Source organism: Constrictibacter sp. MBR-5, assembly GCF_040549485.1.
Classification (GTDB): Bacteria; Pseudomonadota; Alphaproteobacteria; order JAJUGE01; family JAJUGE01; genus Constrictibacter.
Genome location: NZ_JBEPTK010000002.1, coordinates 95,918 through 117,622, shown reverse-complemented (window position 1 = coordinate 117,622; position 21,705 = coordinate 95,918). Strand labels below are relative to the sequence as shown.

Genomic DNA, 21,705 nt, shown 5'->3' with positions numbered 1-21,705 from the left:
GACCGTTCCCGCGGACGGCGCACTTGTGCAGTGAGGCCGTAGGTTGCGCCGCATCATCATTCTCGCGAACGTGCTGGTGGCGATCCTGCTGGCCGGCGTCATCGCCGCCCAGAGCGTCGCCGACCGGCGGCAGGTCGTCGAAGCGGCCTATGCGGATGCCGAGAACCTGACCGACGCACTGGCCGAGCATACGCGCCAGACGCTCGTCGCCCTCGACCTCACCACGCGGACGGTTGCGGACTCGATCGTCCCGCTCGCCCGGCTGGACCTGACGGATCCCGAGGCCGTCCGGGCAATCCTGTCGAACCGACAGACGCGGTCGCCGACCACCAAGGCGATCTTCGTCATCGACCCGAACGGTCGGGTCCTCGCCAATCCGGACCAATTTCTCTCGGCCATCGCGGATCCGAGCGCCCTGCCCGAGTTCGAACAGCACCAAACCGGCGACGGCGATCGGCTGATCATCGGGCCGCCGCGGCAGTCGGGCCTCGGCGCCGGACGCGATCGCTGGTACGTGAACGTGACCCGGCGGATCGACAATCCCGACGGCAGCTTCGGGGGCGTCGCCGGCGCCGCGCTGTCGATCGACTACCTGCTCGCCTTCTACGACGCGCTCCGTCTCGGCAAGGGCGGTGCCGTCGGCCTCTTTACCACCGACGGCATCCTGATCGCCCGCAGCCCCTTCGACGAGCAGTTCATCGGCCGCGACCTGTCCGGCGGCGTCCTGTTCGGCCGGCTCCATACCGGAGGCGACCGCGGCCGCTTCACCGCGCCCTACACGACGGACGGCGGGGTCCGCCTGACTGCCTATCGGCGCGCCGCCAATGACCGGGCGGTGGTCTATGTCGGCCTCAGCGAGATCGAGGTGCTGGCGCCCTGGCGCGCACGCCTGCTGTTCCGCGGCGCCCTCGGTCTGCTGGCGATGGCGCTGTTCGCCGGCGGCTCCGCCTTGGTGCTGCGGCACACGCAGCGCCAGCGGGCATGGAGCGAGCGTCAGTCGGAGCGGCTTTCCCTGCTGGCGAGCGAGGCGGCGCGTCTGGCGCAGGCGCGCGACACTACGACCGCCATCGACGCGCTGGCGACCGCGGCGCGCAGGCTTACCGGGGCCCGCAGGGTCGTCACGCGGCTCACGCGCATGCCCGGCGACATGGAGCAGGTCCGCGCAACGGTAACCGCCGACGGCTATGCAGCCTGGCGCGACTATCGGCACGAGCGCGACGAGGCGACGATCCAGCGGCTGACCGAGGAGCGCGGCCGTCCGGTTATCCTGACGGCCAAAGACCTGCAGAGCGAACTGGAAGGCCATGCGGGTACCGGGGACGAGGCACCGCCCCCGCGGCACAACGTCCTGGCCGTACCGATCATGAGCGTCGACGGCGCGACGCTGGGCATCATCCAGCTGTGCGACAAGGAAGCCGGCGCCTTCACGGCCGACGACGCCAGCGAAATCCTGCAGCTGGCCTCCACGACGGGCGCCGTCATCGAACGGCTGCAGGCGTTCGCCGCGCTCCAGACCGCGCTGGCGGAGACCCGCGCGCGGAAGGCGGAGATCGACACGATCTTCAGCTCGATCTCGGACGCGGTCTATGCGCTCGATGACGACTGGCGCGTCGTCTACATGAACGAGGAGGCGGAACGGCAGTTGCAGCGGCCCCGCGAGACGTTGATGGGGCGGGTGCTGTGGGACCAGTTCGCCGGGATCGAGGACACCCCGATCTACGGCGAGTATCACCGGGCACGGCGCGAAGGACAGCCGGTCAGCTTCGAGTTCTTCTATCCTCCGATGAAGGCGTGGTTCGCCGTGCGCGGCTTCCCGCACGAGCAGGGCCTGACCGCCTATTTCCACGACATCACCCGGCGCGTCGAAACCGACGAGCGCCTGCGGCAGTCGCAGAAGATGGACGTGATCGGACAGCTGACGGGCGGCGTGGCGCACGATTTCAACAACCTTTTGACGGTGATCCTGGGCCACGCCGAGGACCTGGTCGAGTATCTCGCCGCCGCCCCGCCGGAGGTGCGGGAAGAGGCCGCAGCCATACTGGCGGCCGGCGAGCGGGCGGCGGAGCTGACGCACCGCCTGCTTGCCTTTGCGCGGCGCCAGCCGCTGCGGCCGCGCACCACGGCCGTCGACGAACTGGTCGCCGGGATGGAAGGCCTGATGCGGCGGACGCTGGGCGAGAACATCAACATCCAGATCATGGCCACGGACGACCTGTGGGAGGCGGTGGTCGACCCGGGCGAGTTGGAGAACGCCCTGCTGAACATCGCGATCAATGCGCGCGACGCCATGCCGGAGGGTGGCCGCCTGACGATCGAGACGTCCAACGTCGTCGTCGACGAGGCCTATGCGGCGGAGAACCAGATCGATCCCGGCGCCTACATCGTGCTGGCCGTCTCCGACACCGGAGCGGGCATGTCGCCGGAGACGCTGAGCCGCGTCTTCGACCCCTTCTTCACCACGAAGCCGCAGGGCAAGGGATCCGGCCTCGGCCTGTCCATGGTCTACGGCTTCGCGCGCCAGACGGGCGGGCACGTGAAGATCTACAGCGAACCGGGCCAGGGCACGACGGTGCGGCTGTACATCCCGCGCGCCGCCGCGGATGCCGTGGCCGAAGAGCCGCCGCCCGCACCGGCGGTCGTGCCGCGCGGCACGGAGCGGATCCTGGTGGTCGAGGACGACGAACCGGTGCGGCACCACACCGTCGCCAGCCTCCGCGCGCTGGGCTACGCGGTCGAGGCGTGCGCCAACGGGCCGGAGGCGCTGACGCTGCTGGATGCCGGTGCGTCGTTCGACCTGCTTCTGACCGACGTCGTCCTCTCGGACACGATGTCCGGCAAGGCCGTGGCCGAGGCCGCGGGGAAGCGCCTTCCGGGGCTGAAGATCCTCTTTATGTCCGGGTATACGGCGAACGCCATCGTCCATCACGGGCGGCTGGACGAGGGCGTGATGCTGCTGAGCAAGCCGTTCCGCCGCGCCGATCTGGCGCAAAAGGTGCGCGAGGCGATCGACGCGTAGCCCAGCCGGTGCATATCGGCGGCGGCCGGCGCGCGCTAAGCTCCCACGAGACCAATGAACGGCGGGAGCAGACGATGCAGATCGGTGCGGTGTTTCCCCAGATCGAGATCGGTGCGGACCCGGGGCCGGTGCGTGCCTGGGCCGAGGCGGCGGAGGATCTCGGCTACGACTATGTCCTGGCCTACGACCACGTGCTGGGCGCCGACATTTCCAACCGGCCGAATTGGCCGGGCCCCTACAACCACACGCATCTGTTCCACGAGCCGTTCGTGCTGTTCGGCTTCATGGCGGGCTTCACGAAACGGATCGGCTTCTCGACCGGCATCATCATCCTGCCGCAGCGCCAGACGGCGCTGGTGGCGAAGCAGGCGGCCGAGGTCGACGTGCTGTCGGGCGGCCGGCTGCGGCTCGGCGTCGGCATCGGCTGGAACCCGGTCGAATTCGAGAGCCTGGGCCAGGACTTCCACACGCGCGGCAAGCGGATCGAGGAGCAGGTCGAGCTGCTGCGCCGGCTCTGGACCGAGGACCTCGTCACCTTCGACGGGCGGTGGGACAAGATCGAGGAGGCCGGCCTGAACCCCCTGCCCGTCCAGCGGCCGATCCCGATCTGGTTCGGCGGCCATGCCGAGCCGGTGCTGCAGCGCTGCGCCCGGATGGGCGACGGCTGGATCCCGGTGCGCGTGACGCCGGAGAAGGCCGCACCGATGATCGAGCGGCTGCGCAACTATGCCCGGCAATATGGCCGCGACCCGGCGGAGATCGGCATCGAGAGCTGGATCGTCGTCGGGCAGGACGGGCCGGACGAGTGGGCGGCGCGCGCCAAGGCCTGGAAGGACCTGGACGCGACGCACCTGTCGGTCAATACGATGAACTCCGGCCTGCAGGGCATCGACGCCCACATCGACCGGATGCGCAGATTTAGGGAGGCGATGCGGGGGGTGTGACGCCCCCGCCCCGGAGCCCTGCCCGGCGTGCCTCAGGCGTCCTTGACCGAGCGGCCCATGATCGCCTCGAAGCGGCGCGCATAGGCGGGCCAGACCTCGGGATTGATCAGGCGCGGCGGGCGCTCGCCGTCGAGGATCTGGATCGCCTGCTCGGCGGCGAAGGTCGCCATCTTCCAGCGGGATTCGTAGGTCACGCCGGCTGTGTGCGGGCTGGCGACGACGTTCTCGAACTTCATCAGCGGATCGTCGGGCTTCGGCGGCTCGACGTCCCAGACGTCGAGGCCGGCGCCGGCGATGCGCTTCTCCGACAGCGCCTTGGCGAGCGCCGCCTCGTTGTGGATGCCGCCGCGCGCCGTGGTGATGAAGAACGCCGTCGGCTTCATCAGGCCGTAGCAGCGCTCGTCGATCAGGTTCAGCGTCTCCTTGTTGCGCGGGCAGTTGATCGAGACGTAGTCGGCCTGGCGCATCAGGTCGTGCAGCTCCGACTTTTCGGCGCCGCGCTCGCGGCACTGCTCGGCCGTCAGGTACGGGTCGTAGGCCAGCACGCGCATGTCGAAGGCGGCGCGGCAGATCTGCGCCACGCGCGAGCCGACATTGCCGAGGCCGACGATGCCGATCGTCTTGCCCTGGATCTCGGTGCCCATGTAGGCGTTGCGGTTGATGCCGCCGGTGTGCCGCATGTAGCGGTCGGTCTCCATGATGCGCTTGCACAGGCAGAGCATCAGCCCGAGCACATGCTCGGCGACCGCTTCCTTGTTGCCGCCCGTCTGGTTGACGACGAGGACGCCGGCCGCGGTGCAGGCGTCGGCGTCGACCGTGTCGTAGCCGGCGCCGTTGCTCGACACGGCGAGCAGGTTCGGGCAGCGCGCCAGAAGGTCGGCTTCGGCGAAATACTGGCGGGGCAGGTCGTCGCGCGCCGCCGTCACCTGATAGACGTGCGTCTGCGCCAGCTGCTTCCAGTTGTCGGCCTCGGGCCCGGCATAGACCATGCGCGTCAGGTCGACGTCGGCGCGGCGTGCCACGACCTCCTTGAAGGCCTCGTTGTTCGGCAGGTACTCGAAATAGGAGATGCGTTTGGCGTTCGGGTTCATGCGTTGTCCTCCACCTTGAATCCCAGGATCTTTTCGAACCTGGCGATATAGGCGGGCCAGGCTTCCGGATTGACGATGCGCGGCGCGCGCTTGCCGTCGAAGATCGTGATCCACTGCTCCGCGGCAGCGGCGGCCATCGCCTCGCGCGCCTCCTCGGTGATGCCGGCGATGTGCATGGAGACGATCACGTTGTCGAGGCCGAGCAGCGGATGGTCCATGGGCGGCGGCTCGTCGAGGAAGACGTCGATGCCGGCGCCGGCGATCAGCCCGCGCTTCAGCGCATCGGCCAGGGCCGGCTCGTCGTGGATGCCGCCACGCGCCGTGTTGACGAAATAGGCGGTCGGCTTCATCGCCGCGAACTCTGCGGCGCCGAACATGCCGAGCGTCTCCGCCGTGCGCGGACAATGGACCGAGACGTAGTCGGCCTCGCGCAGCAGGTCGGCCAGTTCGGCCTTCTCGGCGCCGCGCGCGCGGATCTCCTCGGCACTGAGATAGGGGTCGTATGCCAGAACGCGCATCCGGAAGAGGCCGCCGCAGAGTTCGGCGGTGCGCGTGCCGATCTGGCCGAGACCCACGACGCCGACGGTCTTGCCGCGCATCTCGCGGCCGGTGAAGCCGCCGCGGTCCCAGTCGCGGTCGCGGCGCAGCGCCCGGTCCGACTGGATCATCTGCTTGGAGACGCAGAGCATCATGCCGAGGGCGTGTTCGGCGACCGCCTCCTTGTTGGTGCCCGACTGGTTGACGACGATGATGCCCATCTCGGTGCAGGCGTCGACGTCGACCACGTCGTAGCCGGCCCCCGTGGACGAGACGGCGAGCAGGTTGGGACACCGCGCCAGCATCGAGCGCCCGGGGAACCAGGGGGCGCGCAGTTCGGTCCGGGCCGAAACCTGGTAGCCGTGCGCCTCGGCCATCGCGGTCCAGTTCGCCTCGGCGTCGCCGGCATATTCCAGGCGGACCGGTTGGATGTCCGGGCGGCGCGCCAGGATCTCGTCGGCGACCGGGTGGAACCACGACTCGAAGTAGGCGAGCCGCTTGCTGTTCTTGCGCGTCACGGGAATTCCCTCGGGTGATCTCTTATGATCGTCGCGGCATCGTGACCGAAGTGGGCCGGCGCGAAAAGCGGCGCCCTAGCCGCCGACGCCGAAGGCCTGGTGGCGGACCTTGTCGCCGAGCTTGATGCCGAGCCGATCGACTGTGCCGGCGCGCACCTCCAGCACGCCGGACACGATCTCCGCGGTGCCGATCGTCTCCATCGAGAAGGGCCGCGTGTTGCGGATGATGTGGACGATGCGGCCCATGGGCGAGATGAAGATCATGTCGAGCGGAATCGGCGTGTTCTGCATCCACATCCACGCCTCGCTCGGCGGCTGGTGGACGAACAGCATGCCCTCGCCATGGCCCAGCCGCTGACGCAGCATCAGGCCGCAGGATTTCTGCTCCGGCGTGCGCGCCACCTCGACCGAGAAGCCCTCCTGTCCCGTCGCGGTTTCGATCAGCAGCGCCGAGCGCGGCAGCTCCGGCTGGGGCGGGTTCGCGCAGGCGAGCGCACCCGTCGCGGAAGCAAACGCGAGCATCGCGGCCAGCCCCATCGTTCGCAGAAAGTCGCGTCCCGGCATGTCACTCCGTCCACCCTGGCCCGTCCATTCCGGCGGGAGCCGGATCTTAGCGGCGGGGGCGCGTGGCGCAAGGCACCGGGGCGGGCGCACCGGACATCCTGCCGCGGCCACCGCGCGCGGCGACCGGCGCCGGGGTCGCCTTTGCGCGGAGCCGAACGGCGGCTAGTCTCCGGCACTCGACCCGCGTCAGCCGCCCACCGGCTGAAGCAGACACACCGAAGCCAAGCGTTCCGGCGGCGACGATCGTGCGATCGCCGCACAATTCACGGGAGGAGAGGACCACCGATGCGACCGAACAAGATCAAGCAGATGTGGCGCGACGGCAAATACGTGACGCTGGGGTGGCTCTCCGTTTCGCACGGGTTCACGGCCGAGGTCATGGCGCGCCAGGGTTTCGACGCGCTCTGCGTCGACCTGCAGCACGGGACCTCGGAGATGAACGACGTCCTGCCGATGCTGCAGGCGATCTCCCAGACGGACACGGCCCCGGTCGTGCGCGTCGCCTGGAACGACCCGGCGCCGATCATGCGGGCATTGGACCTCGGCGCCTATGGCATCATCGTGCCGCTGGTGAACACGGCGGAAGAGGCGGCGATGGCGGTCGCGGCTTGCCGTTACCCGCCCGTCGGCATGCGGTCCTCCGGCCCGATCCGTGCCGCCCATTATGGCGGCGCCGACTACGGCACCAAGGCCAACGACGAGATCGTCGTGATGGCCATGATCGAGACCAAGGAGGGCATCGAGAACCTGGAGGCCATCTGCGCCACGCCCGGGCTCGACGCCGTGTATATCGGGCCGGCCGACCTGTCCTTCGCCCTGGGCCTCGCCCCGCGCGCCGACAATCCCGATCCGCTCCACCTCGAGACCTGCGACAGGATCCTCGCCGCCGCGCACAAGCACGGCATCAAGGCCGCCATGCACTGCGCGAGCGGCGAGTTCGCCGCCGCCGCCGTGAAGCGCGGCTTCGACATGGTCATGCTGACCTCCGATGTCGCCTGCATGATCGCCGGCGCGCGGCAGCAACTCGACACGCTGAAGAAGGGAACGGGCTGAGCGAGGCGGCGACGGCCGGTGGGAGAGTCGTCTTCTACCCGTCGGCCTTGACCGGCCCTGCTTCGACGCACACGTTCCGAACGTCACTCGGGGGAGCCGGCGGTGCCGGCTGAGAGGTCCATGTCGGACGACCCCTGGAACCTGATCCGGCTCGCACCGGTGTAGGGAGCAGTGCGATTTCCAGCAGACCGCCCGGCGGCGAGGCCGCCTTCTCCGTCACCGTGCGCGCCCGGCGCATGGCGTTCGGCGACATGCTGCTGTTCGAGAACCTGGACGTGACGCTCGCCGCCGGCGGCTGGACGGTGCTGCTGGGACCGAGCGGCGTCGGCAAGACGACGCTGCTGCGCATGGTCGCCGGGCTCGTCGCGCACGGGCCGGACGTGGCGGTCGCCTGCGACGACGGCCGGCCGCTGGCCGGCCGGATGGCCTGGATGGGCCAGCAGGACCTGCTGCTGCCGTGGCTGTCGGTGCTCGACAACGTGTTGCTGGGAAGCCGGCTGCGTGGGCAGGCCCCTCCCCGCGACCGGGCGGTCGAACTGCTGTCCGTCGTCGGCCTCGGCGGGAACCTGGGAGACCGCCCCGCATCGCTGTCCGGCGGCATGCGCCAGCGCGCGGCGCTGGTGCGCACGCTGATCGAGGACCGGCCGGTCGTGCTGATGGACGAGCCCTTCTCCGCCGTCGACGTGGTGACGCGGCACGAGCTTCAGACGCTGGCCGGGCGGCTGCTGGCCGGCCGCACCGTGCTGCTGGTGACGCACGATCCGCTGGAGGCGTTGCGCCTCGGCCATCGGATCCTGGTGCTGTCGGGGCGGCCGGCGACGCTGCAGGAAGCGCCGGTGCCGCCCGGGCAGGCCCCCCGCGACGTGGCCGACCCACGCCTGCTCGCCGAACAGGCGGAGCTGCTCGGCCTGCTCGGTGCAGCGCGCGAGGCGGCATGACCGTTCCGGGACCGCTGCGTCCGCTGGTGATCCTGGCCGGCCTGCTGGCCGCCTGGCAGGCATTGGTCACGGTGACGGGGGTGCAGTTCTTCATCCTGCCGCCGCCGCTCTCGGTCGGGCGCGCGCTGTTCCAGCGCTGGGACCTGATCCTGCCGCACGCCGGCACGACCCTGGCCGAGATCCTGCTGGGCCTCGTGTTCGGGCTGGCGCTGGGCGTCGGGACGGCGCTGACGATGGCCTATTTCCGACCCGCCCGGCGCTGGCTGCTGCCGGTGCTGGTGGTCAGCCAGGCGATCCCGGTATTCGCCATCGCGCCGCTGCTGGTGCTGTGGCTGGGCTACGGCATCCAGTCGAAGGTCGCGATGGCGGCGATGATCATCTACTTCCCGGTCACCGCCGCCTTCTTCGACGGGCTGCGCCGGACGGAGCCGGGCTGGCTCGATCTCGCCCAGGTCATGAACGGCGGACGGTGGGCGGTGCTGCGCCACATCCGCATTCCGGCCGCCCTGCCCGCCCTCGCCTCCGGCATGCGGGTCGCCACGGCGGTGGCGCCGATCGGCGCCGTGGTCGGCGAGTGGGTCGGCTCGCGCGGCGGGCTCGGCTACCTGATGCTGCACGCCAACGCGCGCATGCAGGTCGACCTGATGTTCGCCGCGCTCTTCGTCCTCGCCGCCATGGCGGTGACGCTGTATTTCACCGTGGACATGCTGCTGCGGCGGCTGATTCCGTGGCAACCCGACGCGCTTCCCGCCGACGAGAGGATCTGAATACATGATTCAGCCGGGCCGCCTCGCCCTCGCCGCCCTCGCCCTCGCCGCCCTGGCGCTCGGGCCGATGTCCGCAACGCCCGCCGCTGCGCAGGGGCCGGAGCGGCTGTCGGTGATCCTCGACTGGTTCATCAACCCGGACCACGGGCCGCTGATCGTGGCGGCCGAGCGCGGCTACTTCAAGGAGGCCGGGCTGGAGGTGACGTTCGACGAGCCGGCCGACCCGAACGACCCGCCGAAGCTGGTGGCCGCCGGCAAGTACGACCTGGGCGTCTCGTACCAGCCGCAGCTGCACCTGCAGGTGGCGCAGGGCCTGCCGCTGATGCGGGTGGGCACGCTGGTGGCGACGCCGCTGAACACCGTGATCGTGCTCCGCGACGGACCGATCAAGTCGATCGCCGACCTGAAGGGCAAGAAGGTCGGCTACTCGGTCGGCGGCCTGGAGGAGGCGATGCTGGGCGGCGTGCTGAAGACGCACGGCCTGACCCTGAAGGACGTCACCCTGGTCAACGTGAACTGGTCGCTGTCGCCGTCGCTGGCGGCGGGCCAGGTCGACGCGGTGATCGGCGGCTACCGGAACTTCGAGATGAACCAGATGGACATCGCCGGCCATCCCGGCCGGGCCTTCTTCGTCGAGGAGGAGGGTATCCCGCCTTACGACGAATTAATCCTGATCGCAAACAAGACCAAGGTCGACCGTCCGGCGTACCGCGCCTTCGTCGACGCACTCGAGCGGGGGGTCCAGTATCTGATCAATCATCCGGACGAGAGCTGGCGACTTTTCATCCGGAATCGCGGCCAGTTGGACGACGAATTGAACCGGCGCGCTTGGAAAGACACGATTCCGCGCTTCGCCCTCCGCCCGGCGGCGCTCGACCAGCGGCGCTATGACCGGTTTGCGGCCTTCCTGAAGGAGCGCGGGCTGATCGAGACGGTGCCGGCGGTGGAGACTTACGCGGTACAGCTGCCTTAGACCTGCGTCCTTGCCCCGGGCGCCCTGGTCTCCCATCATCCCTGCGTCGTTGATCCGGGAGACCTCGTGCGCGCCGCACTGACCGCCGTCCTCCTCGTCCTGCTGCTGCCGGCGGCCGCGTCGGCACAGGATTCAGCCGCGCCGGAGGCGGAACGCCACCAGTCCGAAACCGCAGCGGCGCCTGCCGCGGACGCCCGGACGGTGCATGCGATCGCCATGCACGGCGAGCCGAAATATCCGCCGGATTTCCCGCACTTCGACTATGTGAACCCGGACGCGCCGAAGGGCGGTACCCTGCGGCTCGCCGCCGAGGGTGCCTACGACAGCTTCAACGCGAACATCCCCAAGGGGTCGCCTGCCGCGATCAGCGGAGTCTACGAGACGCTGCTGGTGTCCAGCGCCGACGAGGCGTTCACTGAATACGGCCTGCTGGCCGAGAGCGTCACCATGCCGGAGGACCGATCCTGGGTGGAATTCACCCTGCGACCGGAGGCGCGCTGGCATGACGGCAAGCCGGTCACCGTCGAAGACGTGATCTGGTCGCTGGAGACGCTGCGCACGCAAGGCCAGCCCTTCTACCGATTCTACTATGCCGGCATCACCAAGGCGGAGAAGACGGGGGAGCGGACGGTGCGCTTCACCTTCAAGCCGGGCGACAACCGCGAATTGCCGCTGATCGCCGGCCAGTTCCCGATCCTGCCGAAGCACTGGTGGGAGGGGCGCGACTTCTCGGCAACCAGCCTGGAGCCGCCGCTCGGCAGCGGCCCCTACCGGGTGGGCGAATTCGAGCCGGGGCGGTTCGTCGAACTCCAGCGGGTTGAGGACTACTGGGGCGAAGATCTACCGGTGAATGTCGGGCAGAACAATTTCGACCGGATCCGCATCGACTATTTCCGCGACGACGCCGTGATCCGGCAGGCGGTGAAGGCGGGCAACGTCGACTGGCGCCTGGAGAACCAGGCGAAGGCCTGGGCCGTCGACTACGACACGCCGGCGGTGGCGCGCGGCCTGCTGCGCAAGGTGGCGTTCGAGAACCAGCGGCCCACGGGCATGCAGGGCTTCGTGATGAACACGCGGCGCGCCCAGTTCCAGGACCCGCGGGTGCGGCGTGCGCTGGCCTATGCCTTCGACTTCGAATGGACCAACCGAAACCTGTTCTTCGGTGCCTATACGCGCACCGAGAGCTATTTCTCCAACTCGGAACTGGCGGCGACCGGCCTGCCGCAGGGCGAGGAGTTGGAGATCCTGGAGCGGTATCGCGGCCGGGTGCCCGAGGAGGTCTTCACCGAGCCATATTTCGCGCCGAAGACCGACGGCAGCGGCTGGCCGCGCGAGAACCTGAAGACGGCGCTCGCCCTGCTGGAAGAAGCCGGCTGGGTCGTGCGCGACATGAAGCTGGTGAACGAGAAGACCGGCGAGCCGATGCGATTCGAGTTCCTGCTGTACAGCCAGGCGTTCGAGCGGATCGTGCTGCCCTATGTGCGCAACCTGGCGCGGCTGGGGATCGAGGCGAACGTGCGGCTGGTGGACCAGTCGCAGTACATCAACCGGATCCGCAGCTACGACTTCGACATCGTCGTCGGCGGCTGGGGACAGAGCCGGTCGCCCGGCAACGAGCAGGCGGAATTCTGGGGCTCCGACGCCGCCGACCGGCCCGGCAGCCGCAACACCGCCGGCATCAAGGATCCGGTGATCGACGAACTGGTCGACCTGATCATCGCCGCGCCGTCGCGCGAGAGCCTGGTGGCACGGACGCGGGCCCTGGACCGTGTGCTGCTGTGGCATCACTACGTCGTGCCGAACTGGCACAACCGCACCGACCGGGTCGTCTTCTGGGACAAGTTCGGCTATCCGGACAGGCCACCGCCGGCCAACGGCACGAACACCGACTGGTGGTGGTTCGATCCGGCAAAGGCGGCACGGATCGCCCAGGGCCTCGCCAACAATCCGGAACTCGTCGCGGCGGATCCGGGGGTGACCGAGGCGCGCGACGGGCTGCTGCTGTGGTTCGCCGCGGCCGGCGGCCTGCTGCTGGCGGGCTGGTTCGTCGTGCGGCGGGCGATGCGATGACGCGGCGGAGGCTCTGACATGCTGGCCTACATCATCCGGCGCCTGCTGCTGATCGTGCCGACGCTGCTCGGCATCATGATCATCAACTTCGCCGTCATCCAGGCCGCACCCGGCGGCCCGGTCGAACAGGTGATCGCGCAGCTGACCGGGGTCGGCGGCGGCGCCACGGAGCGCGTCACCCAGGGCGGCGGCGAACTGACCGTGCAGAGCGAGTCCGGCGGCACCTATCGCGGCGCCCAGGGGCTCGACCCGGCCTTCATCGCCGAACTGGAGAAGCGCTTCGGATTCGACAGGCCGCTGCACGAGCGCTTCCTGATGATGATGGGCAGCTACCTGACGCTCGACTTCGGCAACAGCTTCTTCCGCGACCGCAGCGTCATCGACCTGATCGCCGACAAGATGCCGGTGTCCATATCGCTCGGGCTGTGGACGACGCTGATCGTCTACCTGATCTCGATCCCGCTCGGCATCGCGAAGGCGGTGCGGGACGGGTCGCACTTCGACGTCTGGACCAGTGCGGCGATCATCGTGGGATATGCGATCCCGAGCTTCCTGTTCGCCGTCTTCCTGCTGGTGGTGTTCGCCGGCGGCAGCTATCTGACCTGGTTTCCGCTGCGCGGGCTGACATCGGAGAACTGGGCGGAACTGGCCTGGCCGGACCGCATCCTCGACTATCTCTGGCACATCACCCTGCCGGTGCTCGCCATGGTGGTCGGCGGCTTTGCGACGCTGACGATGCTGACGAAGAACTCCTTTCTCGACCAGATCCGCCAGCAATACGTCGTGACGGCGCGCGCCAAGGGCCTGACCGAGAACCGCATCCTCTACGGCCACGTGTTCCGCAACGCCATGCTGCTGGTCATCGCCGGCTTCCCGTCAGCCTTCATCGGCGTGCTGTTCACCGGCTCGGTGCTGATCGAGGTGATCTTCTCGCTCGACGGGCTGGGACTTCTGGGCTTCGAGGCGGCGCTGCGGCGGGACTATCCGGTGATGTTCGGCACGCTGTTCATCTTCTCGCTGCTGGGCCTGATCCTGAACCTCGTCGGCGACCTGATGTACACGGTGGTCGACCCGCGCATCGATTTCGAAGCGAGGCGCGCATGACGATGGATGCCGCGACCGCCGCCCCGCCGCGACCGCCGATGCGGCGCAGCCGCTTCCTCGGCATGCCCGTGGCACCGCTGACCAAGCGCCGGCTGGACAGCTTCCGCGCCAACCGGCGCGGCTGGTGGTCGCTGTGGATCTTCCTGCTGCTGTTCGTCGTCAGCCTGTTCGCCGAGTTCGTCGCCAACTCCAAGCCGATCGTCGTGTCCTACGACGGCGCCTTCTACTGGCCGATCTTCCAGGCGTACCCCGAGACGACGTTCGGCGGCGAACTGCCGACCGAGACCGACTACAACGACCCTTACGTCGTGCGGCTGATCGAAGACGGCGGCTGGATGGTCAAGCCGCCGGTTCGCTACAACCACATGAGCGTCGCCTGGGACCTGCCGCAGCCGGCCCCCTCGCCGCCCGACGCACAGCACTGGCTGGGCACCGACGACCAGGCGCGCGACGTGACGGCGCGGCTGGTCTACGGCTTCCGTATCTCGGTGCTGTTCGGCCTGACGCTGACGATCCTCTCCACCATCATCGGCGTCGCGGCGGGGGCGCTGCAGGGCTATTTCGGCGGCTGGACCGACCTGCTGCTCCAGCGCTTCATGGAGATCTGGTCGGGCCTGCCGCAGCTCTTCCTGCTGATCATCCTGGCCGCGATCATCACGCCGAACTTCTGGTGGCTGCTGGGGATCATGCTGCTGTTCAGCTGGATGAGCCTGGTCGGCGTGGTACGTGCAGAGTTCCTTCGGGCGCGGAACTTCGACTATGTTCGCGCCGCCCGCGCGCTCGGCGTCGGCGACGGGACGATCATGTTCCGCCATCTGCTCCCCAACGCCATGGTCGCGACCCTGACTTTCCTGCCCTTCGTGCTTTCCGGCTCGATCACCACGCTGACGGCGCTGGACTTCCTTGGCTTCGGCCTGCCGCCCGGCTCCGCCTCGCTCGGCGAACTCCTGGCCCAGGGCAAGGCGAACCTGCAGGCGCCCTGGCTGGGCCTCACGGGCTTCTTCGCCATCGCGATCATGCTGACGCTGCTGGTCTTCGTCGGCGAGGCGGTGCGCGACGCCTTCGATCCGCGCAAGCATCAGGGAGGATTCGGGCGATGAAGGTCCTCGTCGTCGGATCGGGCGGGCGCGAGCATGCGCTGTGCTGGGCGATCGCCGCGTCGCCACTCTGCGAGAAGCTGTGGTGTGCGCCGGGCAACGCCGGCATCGCACAGGACGCCGAATGCGTCGCCATCGGTGCCGAGGATCTCGACGGCATCGTCGCCTTCGCGCGTGAGCACGCCGTCGATCTTGTCGTCGTCGGGCCGGAAGGGCCGCTGGTCCTGGGGCTGGTCGACCGGCTGAACGATGCCGGCATCCGCGCCTTCGGGCCCAGTGCCGCTGCCGCGCGCCTGGAGGGCTCGAAGGGCTTCATGAAGGACCTGTGCGCGGCGCACGGCATTCCGACCGCCGCCTACGGACGCTTCACCGACGCCGCGGCCGCAAAGGCCTTCGTGCGGGAGCGCGGCGCGCCGATCGTGGTGAAGGCGGACGGCCTCGCCGCCGGCAAGGGCGTGGTGGTCGCGGAGAGCGTGGCGGAGGCCGAGGCCGCCATCGACGATGCGCTGGTCGCCAACCGCTTCGGCGACGCCGGCGCGGAACTGGTGGTCGAGGAGTTCCTCGAGGGCGAGGAAGCCAGCTATTTCGCGCTGGTCGACGGGAAGACCGTGCTGCCGCTCGCGTCGGCCCAGGACCACAAGCGGGTCGGCGACGGCGACACCGGGCCGAACACGGGCGGCATGGGCGCCTATTCCCCTGCCCCGGTGATGACACCCGAGATGGAGGCGCGTGTCCTGGACGAGATCGTCCATCCGCTGGTCGCCGCGATGACCGAGGCGGGCTGCCCGTTTAAGGGGGTGGTCTTCGCTGGCCTGATGATCGGCGAGTCCGGCCCCAAGCTGATCGAGATCAACGTCCGCTTCGGCGACCCCGAGTGCCAGACGCTGATGATGCGGCTGAGGTCGGACCTACTGCCGGCGCTGGTGGCGTCGGCGGATGGCGCGCTGGCGCATCTCGACCTGCGCTGGCATCCCGAGACGGCGCTGTGCGTCGTCATGGCCGCCAACGGCTATCCCGGCGACTACGCCAAGGGCACCGAGATCCGCGGGCTCGACGCCGCGGCAAGCGACGACGTGACCGTCTTCCACGCCGGCACCAAGCGCGAGGCCGAGCGCATCCTCGCGACGGGCGGCCGGGTGCTGGGGGTGACGGCGCTGGGCGCCAGCGTCGCGGAGGCGCAGGCGCGCGCCTATGCCGCCGTCGACCGGATCGACTGGCCCGACGGCTTCTGCCGGCGCGACATCGGCTGGCGGGCCGTCGCGCGCGAGACCGCCGGGGGCTAAGCTCACGTCCGAACCGGCCGCGAGCCAGGGAGGAACGGACTTGGGCATCGACTACGAGAAGCGCGACGGCGTCGCCTACATCACGCTGAACAATCCGGAGAAGGCCAACATCCTCGACAAGCGGATGTCGGACGAGATCGGCGAAGCCTGGATCGACATGTGGGAGGACCGCACGGTCCGCTGCGCCATCGTCACGGGCGCGGGGGAGCGGCACTTCTGCGGCGGCCACAATCTGGCGCCGCGTCCGGACGTGACCGAGGAGGAGCGCGAATATCTGCGCACCCAGCGCATCTACTGGCCCCTGGCCGGCACGGTGCACGGGCAGAAGACCGGCGTCGACGGCCGCATGGGCGACCACTATCCGCGCGTCTGGAAGCCGGTCATCGCCGCGGTCAACGGCTGGGCGGCGGGTGCCGGGCTCTACATGCTGCTGGCCTCGACCGACATCCGCATCGCGAGTGCCGAACATGCGCGCTTCAAGTTCGCGCTGACCACCCAGGGCTGGCTTGGACACGGACCGGGGGCGAGCCTGCTGGTCAAGCAGCTCCGCTACATCGACGCGATGAAGATCCTGCTGACCGACGAACCGTTCGACGCTGCCGAGGCCCTGCGCATCGGCCTGATCAACGAGGTCGTGCCACATGCCGACCTCATGGCGCGCGCCGAGGCCACGGCTCGCCGCATCGTCGAAATGCCGCCCGTCGCCGTGCGCATGATGAAGGAGTTCGTCGTGCGCTTCGGCGACCTGCCCACCGACCAAGCCTGGCACGTGCAGAACCTGATCAACGCCCTGCTGATCCAGACGACGACCGACGGCGAGGAAGGTCGCCGCGCCTTCAACGCCAAGGAGAAGCCGAACTTCACCGGCGCGCTCCGCCGCCGCGGCGAGGCCTGGCCGGAACTGTCGGAGGAAGACGCGGCGCGCCTGGACGAGGTCTACCGCAGCGGCGAGTTCTAACGCGACGTCAGGACAGCGCGCGCAGCGCCTCGATTAGCGTCGCCGGGTCCGTCTCGCCCAGCAGGAGGCCGGTTTCCGCCTGGGTCGCGTGCCAGGCCGGCATGGCGTCGGCGAGCAGGTCGAGGCCGGCCGGCGTGAGGGTCATCAGGCGGCTGCGCCGGTCCTTCTCGCCGACGGTCACCTGGACGAGGCCACGCCGCTCCAGCGGCTTCAGCGCAGCGGTCAGCGTCGTGCGGTCCATGGCCAGCAGGTTGGCGACGCTGCTCATGGTCGGCGGCTCGGGCCGGTTCAGCGACATGAGCAGCGAGAACTGCCCGCTGGTCAGCCCGAGCGGCCGCAGCGCATCGTCGTAGCGGCGCGCCAGCGCGCGCGCCGCACGCTGGACGTGAAGGCAGAGGCAGCTGTCGCGAACTGCAATTGTTGTGGTGAACGGAACGGCGCGCTTTGACATGACCCATTAATGTTGATATCAACGAATTTGTCCAGCGAAACTGGCTCGCCCGGGCGGAGCCGCCAATGTGGGCGCACTCGCCCCGAGGAGGAAGGATGGCGAAGAAGGTCCTCGTCCTGGTCGGAACCAAGAAGGGCGTTTTCGTCCTCGAGAGCGACGCCGGCCGCGGCGCTTGGTCGCTGCGCGGGCCGTTCTGCGAAACGTGGCCGATCAACCACTGCCTCGCCGATCCCGCGAGCGGCACGATCTACGCCGCCGGTGGCGACGCCTGGTTCGGACCCGCCGTCTGGCGGTCGACCGACCTGGGCGCGACCTGGACCCATTCGAGCGACGGGCTCGCCTATCCCGAGGGCGAGGAGCCGATCAAGTCGGCCTGGAGCCTCGCCGCGACGAACGGCGCCCTCTATGCCGGAGTCGAGCCGGCGGGCCTGTTCCGCAGCGACGACGGCGGTCTGTCCTGGCGCCAGGTGAAGGGGCTGCGCGACCACCCGACCCGGCCGAAATGGGAGCCGGGCGGCGCCGGACTGATCCTGCACTCGATCGTGCCGCATCACCGCGACCCCGGCCAGATGTGGATCGGCATATCGTCGGCCGGCGTCTTCCATACGGCCGACGGCGGCGAGACCTGGACCCCGCGCAACCGGGGCACGCGCGCGGAGCACGTGCCGGGCGAACCCTATCCCGAGATCGGCCAGTGCGTGCACTGCATCGTCATGGCACCCGGCACACCGGACCGGCTCTACCAGCAGAACCATTTCGGCATGTACCGCAGCGACGACGGCGGCCAGCAGTGGGAGAGCATCGAGAGCGGCCTGCCCTCCAGCTTCGGCTTCCCGGCAGCGGCGCATCCGCGCGATCGTGACACGCTGTACCTGCTGCCGCTGAACGGCGACACGAAGGGACGCTTCGTGCCCGACGCCAAGGCGGCCGTCTGGCGGACGCGGGACGGCGGCGGCACCTGGCAGGACCTGCGCGAGGGTCTGCCGCAGGAGAACGCTTATTTCGGGGTGCTGCGCCAGGCGATGGCCACGGACAAGCTCGATCCCGCCGGCGTGTATTTCGGAACCGGGACCGGGTCGGTCTTCGCCAGCGCCGACGAAGGCGACCGCTGGACCTGCATCGCGCAGCATCTGCCGACCATCTCGTCGGTCGAGACGCTCGTCGTCGAGGCCTGACGCGATGGCGGCCGGGCCGGTCTTCCGCGAGCCTTTTCCGGATGCCCCGCTGATCACGGTGCGACTGCCGGCGGTCCTGCTGAACCTGTTCCCCGGCGCCTCGCGCACCGTGCGGCTGCGCGCCGGGACGGTGGCCGAGGCAATGGCGGCACTGGACGCACGCTGGCCCGGCATGCGCGACCGCCTCTGCGATTCGCGCCCGGCGATCCGACGGCACATCAACGTCTTCGTGAACGAGGAACGGGCCGCCTTGGCGACCCGTCTCACGGAGGGGGAAGAGATGCTGGTGATGACCGCGATCAGCGGCGGCTGACGCGGCGTCAGCCGCCCGAACCACCACCGCCCGAGCCACCACCGCCGGCACCGCCTGCGCCGGTAGCACCCCCGCCAGCGCCGCCGCTGGTCGCACCGCCGATGGATCCCGCGCCGAAGTTGCCTGATCCGGGTGCACCGGTGCCCGGACCGCCCCCGGTGCCGCTGGCGCCGGCGCCCGTGGTGACACCGCTGCTGCCGCCCGTCGTTCCTGCGGCGCCGGTGGGCCCGGTCGCAGGCGCGCCGGTATCACCCATCGTGTTCGCGGTTCCGCCGGTGTTGAAAGCCGGTCCGCCGGCATCGGGCCGACCGACTCCTGTGGGCGGGGCGATGCCGGTGTTGGTGTCGATGCCGGTACGGGGGTCGACGGTGGTGCCGCGGTCGATCGCGGTTCCGCCCGGGGTCGTGCTTCGACCGATTGTGCCGGGCACCGACCCTCCGACCATGCCCGATGCACCCCCGGCCGCACCGGCGCTCGTGCCGCCGACGATACCGGAGGCGCCACCGGGCGAACCAGCGCTGATCCCGCCGGGCGTCACGCTGCTGCGGTCTCCGCCGCGGATCACGTCGACGCCGGAAGTGCCCCGGGCTGGCTTCGCACCCGGCTGCCCCGTTCCGCCGCCGCCCGCCGACGGCGCGCCAGCAGTCGCTCCGGGTGCGGCCGCGCCGGCCCTCGACGGCGGAGACGCGATGGGCGAGGTGATCGGCGGCGTCGAGACGACGCCGCTGGTCGCGGGCGGGGCCGCGATAGAGTCGGTGCGCGTCGCGCTGCCTCCCGGTGCGCCGCCGAAGCCCCCGCCTACCGATCCTGTTGCGGCCGCTCCCGTGCCACCGACGTCGGCGGCAGGGATGCCGCCGACGCCGAGCGCTGCCAGCGTATCGGCCGTCGGTGTACCGCTGGCGCGCAGGCCCTGTGTCTGCTGGAAGTTCCTGAGCGCCGATTCCGTGCGCGGCCCCCAGACTCCGTCGACCGGCCCGACGTCATAGCCCCGGGCGCCGAGCGCCTGCTGGATTCGCTGCACCGTCGACCGGTCGCGCAGAGGGTTGATCGCCGGCGTGCCGCCGTTGCCGCCCCGATATTGCAGCGTTCCGGACGGCGCGCTCTGCCCCCATGCAGGGACGAGCGGCGCCGCAGAGGCCGCGAGAATCGCGACGAACATCAAATGCCTGTTCATGACCGTCCTGTGCGTTCCGCCTTCGCGAAGGCCTGACCCCCAGAGTCCAAGTCGGAACCGCGGAACGGCGTGCACGGTTCCCGGCCGCCGCAGCGATCGCCTCAGGTCGACGCGCCCTCGGCGAGGCGGGCCCAGGTGCGGCGCGGGTCGTCCGTGCCGACCGATCCGACGCGGCACGTCGTGTCGAAATGCAGTACCGCGGGAGCATCCTTCGAGAAGACCGGCCAGGCCGGGATCGCCGGGCTGTTCGGGTCGCCCGTCCGGGCGAAGGCGGCCCAGGTCGCGGACATGGCGGCGGCGAGCGCGGACGCTTCCGGCCCTTCAGTGGAGGGGCCGCAGCGGTCGACCGTGTCGAAGACCAGCGGCGTGTCGATCGAGTGGGACGCCTTCAGGCGGCCTTCGTGGGCGGGTGAGCCCCAATCGAGCGAGTAGAACCAGACGGGCCCGCCCTGCGCACTCTTGCGCTCGGCCAGCATCAGGGAACGGGCGCGGAAGTTGCTGTCGGTCAGGATCGCGATCAGCAGGTCGGCCGGCGTCATCTCCGGGTGCAGGGCCCGGTAGCGGCCGATGAGGGCGGAGGCCGCGTCGTCGCCCTGTCCCATCACGGCGGCGACCCGGCCCGGCAGCGCGCTCTCGGGCAGCGTGCGGAACCAGACGGCGTCGTCGCCGGCCAGGAAAATCGCCGTCTCCTCGCGCGTGTCGCCGATCATGATCGGCACGCCGGCGCCGGTGGGTGCGGCGGCCGGCGCGAAGGGCTGCTGCGGCAGGTCGGTGCCGTCGACCACCGGGCCGAAGGGGTAGCGGTCGAGCAGCGGATACTGCGCCGGCGGCAGCGCCTTCTCGGCCGGCGCGATGGCGGCCTGAAGCTGCGCGATGGAGAGCGACTGCAGCCGGTCGAGTTCCCCCTTGCCGATGCCGAGATGCTTCAGAACCGCTTCGGCAACCATGTTGGCACGCTCGCGCTCGGCGACGCGGATGGTCGCACCGCTCTGGATGATGCCGCGGTGGAACAGGCCCTTCGCCGCCGGCATGGCGAGCAGCGTGCTGATCTTGCCGCCCCCGCCCGACTGGCCGAAGACGGTCACCCGGCCGGGATCGCCGCCGAAGCGCGCGGCGTGCTCGCGCACCCAGTCGAGCGCCGCGATCAGGTCGAGCACGCCGGCATTGCCGGAATGGGCGAAGCGCTCGCCGCCGATGTCGCCCAGGTGCAGGTGGCCGAAGATGTTGAGCCGGTGGTTGACCGCCACCACGACGACGTCCTGGCGCTTCGCCAGATTGGTGCCGTCGAAGCGCGGCACGTTGGCCGAGCCGTAGGAGAAGGCGCCGCCGTGCAGCCAGACCATCACCGGCCGCTTCGCCTCGTCCAGGCCGGGGGTCCAGACATGCAGCTTCAGACAGTCCTCGGACGGCGTCAGCGTGTCGACCGGCCCCCAGACCGTCGCCAGTTCCGGCCGCCGCGGTCCCGGTCCGTTCTGCGGCGAGCGGCCCGCCAGCACCAACGCGTCGCGGACGCCGCTCCACGGCTCGGGCCGCTTCGGCGCCATGAAGCGGTTGGCGCCCGCGGTGTCCGCGCCGTAGGGCACGCCCTTGAAGGCATGGACGCCGCCGGCGGTGGCGCCGCGGATCCGGCCGGCGGCGGTCTCGACGACGGGATGGTCGGTGGCTGACGGCATGGCGAG

General features: G+C 69.9%; 19 protein-coding genes and 1 riboswitch. Of the genes, 13 read left to right on the top strand and 6 right to left on the bottom strand.

Annotation, left to right across the window (positions count from 1 at the left end; all coding sequences use genetic code 11):
• Positions 1–43 precede the first annotated feature (43 nt).
• Together ABIE65_RS04545 and ABIE65_RS04540 are read left to right on the top strand one after the other, a co-directional pair.
• Positions 44–3,016, top strand: coding sequence for an ATP-binding protein (locus ABIE65_RS04545; protein WP_354075892.1), 2,973 nt, complete (start codon positions 44–46; stop codon positions 3,014–3,016).
• Between the two features lie 74 nt (positions 3,017–3,090).
• Positions 3,091–3,960 (top strand): LLM class F420-dependent oxidoreductase, encoded by an 870-nt coding sequence (locus tag ABIE65_RS04540; protein WP_354075890.1) that lies wholly within the window; start codon positions 3,091–3,093, stop codon positions 3,958–3,960.
• Positions 3,961–3,992: 32 nt separating this feature from the next.
• Here ABIE65_RS04540 and ABIE65_RS04535 read toward each other — a convergent pair whose 3' ends face one another.
• From ABIE65_RS04535 to ABIE65_RS04525, 3 genes are all read right to left on the bottom strand, one after another.
• Positions 3,993–5,051, bottom strand: coding sequence for a hydroxyacid dehydrogenase (locus tag ABIE65_RS04535; RefSeq protein WP_354075889.1), 1,059 nt, complete (start codon positions 5,049–5,051; stop codon positions 3,993–3,995).
• Entirely contained in the window at positions 5,048–6,106 is a 1,059-nt protein-coding gene (locus tag ABIE65_RS04530) for a hydroxyacid dehydrogenase (protein ID WP_354075887.1), read from the bottom strand. Before ABIE65_RS04530 ends, ABIE65_RS04535 begins: the two co-directional genes overlap by 4 nt.
• Before the next feature lie 75 nt (positions 6,107–6,181).
• Complete coding sequence (locus ABIE65_RS04525) at positions 6,182–6,670, bottom strand: DUF192 domain-containing protein (protein WP_354075885.1); 489 nt, start codon at positions 6,668–6,670, stop codon at positions 6,182–6,184.
• A 285-nt stretch (positions 6,671–6,955) separates the two neighbouring features.
• On the opposite strand from ABIE65_RS04525, the gene ABIE65_RS04520 reads away from it, so the two are divergent.
• From ABIE65_RS04520 to ABIE65_RS04480, 9 genes are all read left to right on the top strand, one after another.
• Complete coding sequence (locus ABIE65_RS04520) at positions 6,956–7,723, top strand: HpcH/HpaI aldolase family protein (RefSeq protein ID WP_354075884.1); 768 nt, start codon at positions 6,956–6,958, stop codon at positions 7,721–7,723.
• Positions 7,724–7,802: 79 nt separating this feature from the next.
• Positions 7,803–7,909: riboswitch (TPP riboswitch) on the top strand.
• Between the two features lie 50 nt (positions 7,910–7,959).
• Positions 7,960–8,661, top strand: coding sequence for an ABC transporter ATP-binding protein (locus ABIE65_RS04515; RefSeq protein ID WP_354075882.1), 702 nt, complete (start codon positions 7,960–7,962; stop codon positions 8,659–8,661).
• The gene (locus ABIE65_RS04510; RefSeq protein ID WP_354075880.1) at positions 8,658–9,428 is read left to right on the top strand and encodes an ABC transporter permease; all 771 of its coding nucleotides are present in this window, start codon (positions 8,658–8,660) and stop codon (positions 9,426–9,428) included. Before ABIE65_RS04515 ends, ABIE65_RS04510 begins: the two co-directional genes overlap by 4 nt.
• 4 nt (positions 9,429–9,432) lie before the next feature.
• The gene (locus ABIE65_RS04505; protein ID WP_354075879.1) at positions 9,433–10,401 is read left to right on the top strand and encodes an ABC transporter substrate-binding protein; all 969 of its coding nucleotides are present in this window, start codon (positions 9,433–9,435) and stop codon (positions 10,399–10,401) included.
• Between the two features lie 66 nt (positions 10,402–10,467).
• Entirely contained in the window at positions 10,468–12,471 is a 2,004-nt protein-coding gene (locus tag ABIE65_RS04500) for an extracellular solute-binding protein (RefSeq protein WP_354075877.1), read from the top strand.
• 18 nt (positions 12,472–12,489) lie between these two features.
• Positions 12,490–13,575, top strand: a complete 1,086-nt coding sequence (locus ABIE65_RS04495) for a microcin C ABC transporter permease YejB (RefSeq protein ID WP_354075875.1) — start codon at positions 12,490–12,492, stop codon at positions 13,573–13,575.
• Between the two features lie 62 nt (positions 13,576–13,637).
• On the top strand, positions 13,638–14,675 hold the full coding sequence (locus ABIE65_RS04490) for an ABC transporter permease (protein ID WP_354076592.1): 1,038 nt from the start codon (positions 13,638–13,640) through the stop codon (positions 14,673–14,675).
• The gene (gene purD, locus ABIE65_RS04485; RefSeq protein ID WP_354075874.1) at positions 14,672–15,955 is read left to right on the top strand and encodes a phosphoribosylamine--glycine ligase; all 1,284 of its coding nucleotides are present in this window, start codon (positions 14,672–14,674) and stop codon (positions 15,953–15,955) included. The genes ABIE65_RS04490 and purD overlap by 4 nt, the downstream gene beginning before the upstream one ends.
• A 40-nt stretch (positions 15,956–15,995) precedes the next feature.
• Complete coding sequence (locus ABIE65_RS04480; RefSeq protein ID WP_354075872.1) at positions 15,996–16,913, top strand: enoyl-CoA hydratase/isomerase family protein; 918 nt, start codon at positions 15,996–15,998, stop codon at positions 16,911–16,913.
• A gap of 7 nt (positions 16,914–16,920) precedes the next feature.
• On the opposite strand, the gene ABIE65_RS04475 is transcribed toward ABIE65_RS04480, so the two are convergent.
• Positions 16,921–17,364, bottom strand: a complete 444-nt coding sequence (locus ABIE65_RS04475) for a MarR family winged helix-turn-helix transcriptional regulator (protein WP_354075871.1) — start codon at positions 17,362–17,364, stop codon at positions 16,921–16,923.
• A gap of 95 nt (positions 17,365–17,459) precedes the next feature.
• Between ABIE65_RS04475 and ABIE65_RS04470 the strand changes: the two genes are divergently transcribed.
• Both ABIE65_RS04470 and ABIE65_RS04465 read left to right on the top strand, forming a co-directional pair.
• Positions 17,460–18,539, top strand: a complete 1,080-nt coding sequence (locus ABIE65_RS04470) for a WD40/YVTN/BNR-like repeat-containing protein (RefSeq protein WP_354075869.1) — start codon at positions 17,460–17,462, stop codon at positions 18,537–18,539.
• A 4-nt stretch (positions 18,540–18,543) separates the two neighbouring features.
• A complete protein-coding gene (locus ABIE65_RS04465) occupies positions 18,544–18,852 on the top strand; it encodes a MoaD/ThiS family protein (protein WP_354075868.1) in 309 nt (102 codons plus the stop codon).
• A 7-nt stretch (positions 18,853–18,859) separates the two neighbouring features.
• On the opposite strand, the gene ABIE65_RS04460 is transcribed toward ABIE65_RS04465, so the two are convergent.
• Positions 18,860–20,026: a peptidoglycan-binding domain-containing protein gene (locus ABIE65_RS04460; RefSeq protein ID WP_354075866.1), complete on the bottom strand. Its 1,167-nt coding sequence runs from the start codon at positions 20,024–20,026 to the stop codon at positions 18,860–18,862.
• Positions 20,027–20,127: 101 nt separating this feature from the next.
• Entirely contained in the window at positions 20,128–21,699 is a 1,572-nt protein-coding gene (locus ABIE65_RS04455) for a carboxylesterase/lipase family protein (RefSeq protein ID WP_354075864.1), read from the bottom strand.
• Positions 21,700–21,705 lie beyond the last annotated feature (6 nt).

What these genes read in the sequence shown, in the direction of transcription:
- ABIE65_RS04540 (WP_354075890.1), top strand. Translation starts at nt 3,091, where the DNA reads ATGCAGATCGGTGCGGTGTTTCCCCAGATCGAGATCGGTGCGGACCCG.
- ABIE65_RS04535 (WP_354075889.1), bottom strand. Translation starts at nt 5,051, where the DNA reads ATGAACCCGAACGCCAAACGCATCTCCTATTTCGAGTACCTGCCGAAC.
- ABIE65_RS04525 (WP_354075885.1), bottom strand. Translation starts at nt 6,670, where the DNA reads ATGCCGGGACGCGACTTTCTGCGAACGATGGGGCTGGCCGCGATGCTC.
- ABIE65_RS04520 (WP_354075884.1), top strand. Translation starts at nt 6,956, where the DNA reads ATGCGACCGAACAAGATCAAGCAGATGTGGCGCGACGGCAAATACGTG.
- ABIE65_RS04515 (WP_354075882.1), top strand. Translation starts at nt 7,960, where the DNA reads ATGGCGTTCGGCGACATGCTGCTGTTCGAGAACCTGGACGTGACGCTC.
- ABIE65_RS04510 (WP_354075880.1), top strand. Translation starts at nt 8,658, where the DNA reads ATGACCGTTCCGGGACCGCTGCGTCCGCTGGTGATCCTGGCCGGCCTG.
- ABIE65_RS04505 (WP_354075879.1), top strand. Translation starts at nt 9,433, where the DNA reads ATGATTCAGCCGGGCCGCCTCGCCCTCGCCGCCCTCGCCCTCGCCGCC.
- ABIE65_RS04495 (WP_354075875.1), top strand. Translation starts at nt 12,490, where the DNA reads ATGCTGGCCTACATCATCCGGCGCCTGCTGCTGATCGTGCCGACGCTG.
- ABIE65_RS04490 (WP_354076592.1), top strand. Translation starts at nt 13,638, where the DNA reads ATGCCCGTGGCACCGCTGACCAAGCGCCGGCTGGACAGCTTCCGCGCC.
- purD (WP_354075874.1), top strand. Translation starts at nt 14,672, where the DNA reads ATGAAGGTCCTCGTCGTCGGATCGGGCGGGCGCGAGCATGCGCTGTGC.
- ABIE65_RS04475 (WP_354075871.1), bottom strand. Translation starts at nt 17,364, where the DNA reads ATGTCAAAGCGCGCCGTTCCGTTCACCACAACAATTGCAGTTCGCGAC.
- ABIE65_RS04470 (WP_354075869.1), top strand. Translation starts at nt 17,460, where the DNA reads ATGGCGAAGAAGGTCCTCGTCCTGGTCGGAACCAAGAAGGGCGTTTTC.
- ABIE65_RS04465 (WP_354075868.1), top strand. Translation starts at nt 18,544, where the DNA reads ATGGCGGCCGGGCCGGTCTTCCGCGAGCCTTTTCCGGATGCCCCGCTG.
- ABIE65_RS04460 (WP_354075866.1), bottom strand. Translation starts at nt 20,026, where the DNA reads ATGAACAGGCATTTGATGTTCGTCGCGATTCTCGCGGCCTCTGCGGCG.
- ABIE65_RS04455 (WP_354075864.1), bottom strand. Translation starts at nt 21,699, where the DNA reads ATGCCGTCAGCCACCGACCATCCCGTCGTCGAGACCGCCGCCGGCCGG.